The 1,403-nt window shown below is 48.0% G+C and carries 2 protein-coding genes; both read left to right on the top strand.

Going from position 1 to position 1,403, the window contains the following annotated elements:
* The first annotated feature begins 117 nt into the window (after nt 1-117).
* Entirely contained in the window at nt 118-876 is a 759-nt protein-coding gene (locus NNN71_RS24565; protein ID WP_163448645.1) for a DUF481 domain-containing protein, read from the top strand.
* Between the two features lie 270 nt (nt 877-1,146).
* On the top strand, nt 1,147-1,392 hold the full coding sequence (locus tag NNN71_RS24560; RefSeq protein ID WP_271459576.1) for a hypothetical protein: 246 nt from the start codon (nt 1,147-1,149) through the stop codon (nt 1,390-1,392).
* Nucleotides 1,393-1,403 lie beyond the last annotated feature (11 nt).

Here is a 1,403-nt window from a genome sequence, read left to right as displayed (position 1 = left end):
ATGTTATTCGTGCCTTTTTATAATTTGTTGCCTTTCTATGGACCACCCCGACGTTGATCCTCGCGAAAGTTTCCGGGACGGAATCGTCTCCTTTTTTGTTGTACGGACTCATAATAAATGAAGCTTTTGAAGACAGTACCGGCAGCGGTTGTGCTGCTGGGGGGCGTGTTTGCGTCTGCATATGCAACCGCCAGTGATACCGTTTTTACTGTCATGGATGACCCAACCAGCGCTAAAAAACCTTTTGAAGGTAACGTGAATGCGGGCTACCTCGCACAATCTGGCAATACCAAAAGCTCATCAGCAACCGCTGATTCAACGCTGACCTGGTACGGTGATACGACGGCATGGTCCCTGTGGGGCAATGCCAGCAATACATCCGCTAACGATGAACGCTCTTCTGAAAAATATGCTGTTGGCGGCCGTGGTCGCTATAACATGACGCATGAAGACTACCTGTTTGGCCAGGCTAGCTGGTTAACCGACCGTTATAACGGCTATCACGAGCGTGATGTCTTTACCGCAGGTTATGGTCGCCAGTTCCTGACCGGGCCGATCCACAGTTTCCGTTTTGAATTTGGTCCCGGTGTTCGTTACGACGAATACACCGACGGAAACTCGGAAACACAGGCGCTGGGTTACGCGTCTGCGGCCTATGCATGGAAGATGACCGACACCACTAAATTCACTCAGGGTGTCTCTGTATTGGGGGCCGATGATACGACCGTCAACTCAGAAACCGCGCTAAATGTTGCTATCAATGAGCACTTTGGCCTGAAAGTGGCCTACAACGTGACGTGGAACTCTGAGCCACCGGAAACGGCACCGAATCACACCGATCGCCGTACTTCTTTGACGTTGGGTTATACCATGTAGTCATTTACGGGCCGGAGATAAGCCGGCCTGTATTTTCAATTCTGCGCGATGTGTTATTATTAAATACGACCGCTGTTTTATTTAATTAAAAATTCATAACCTCCATAATATCTCCACATTTGCCCCTTTCGACATAATATTCAATAAATTTGACACGAATAGCTAAATATTTTGACTAGGCAAAAGTGTGATCTGGATCTACACTTGTGTTCAAGGGCGAAATGATGCCTTGGCGTTCAAAAGTCTTAATCCAGTTAGAGAATAAACATTATGAAAAATATCAAAATCGCATCTGCAGCTATTCTGCTGTCAACACTCTCTTTCGGTGTATTTGCTGCCGAGCCTGCCACGCAGCCAGCCAGTTCCACTAAAACCGCTACCGTTCAGCACGTTGGTATCTCCAGCGCCTATGACGTTGAAGCCGGTTCCAACATTGCCCCGGGCTCACAGAATACCGGTCGTTCTATGGATGACGCATTCAATGTTCACACCCTGGTTGCAGGTGAGTGGTACTAACTATTCTGTGC

Origin of the sequence: Kluyvera sp. Awk 3 (assembly GCF_028069715.1) — a bacterium.
Classification (GTDB): domain Bacteria; phylum Pseudomonadota; class Gammaproteobacteria; order Enterobacterales; family Enterobacteriaceae; genus Kluyvera; species Kluyvera georgiana_A.
Note: the sequence above shows the minus strand (reverse complement) of the source record. Positions and strands in the feature narration are given on the sequence as shown.

Excerpts from the sequence above, each read along its gene's own strand:
- NNN71_RS24560 (WP_271459576.1), top strand. The coding sequence starts at position 1,147 with ATGAAAAATATCAAAATCGCATCTGCAGCTATTCTGCTGTCAACACTC.
- NNN71_RS24565 (WP_163448645.1), top strand. The coding sequence starts at position 118 with ATGAAGCTTTTGAAGACAGTACCGGCAGCGGTTGTGCTGCTGGGGGGC.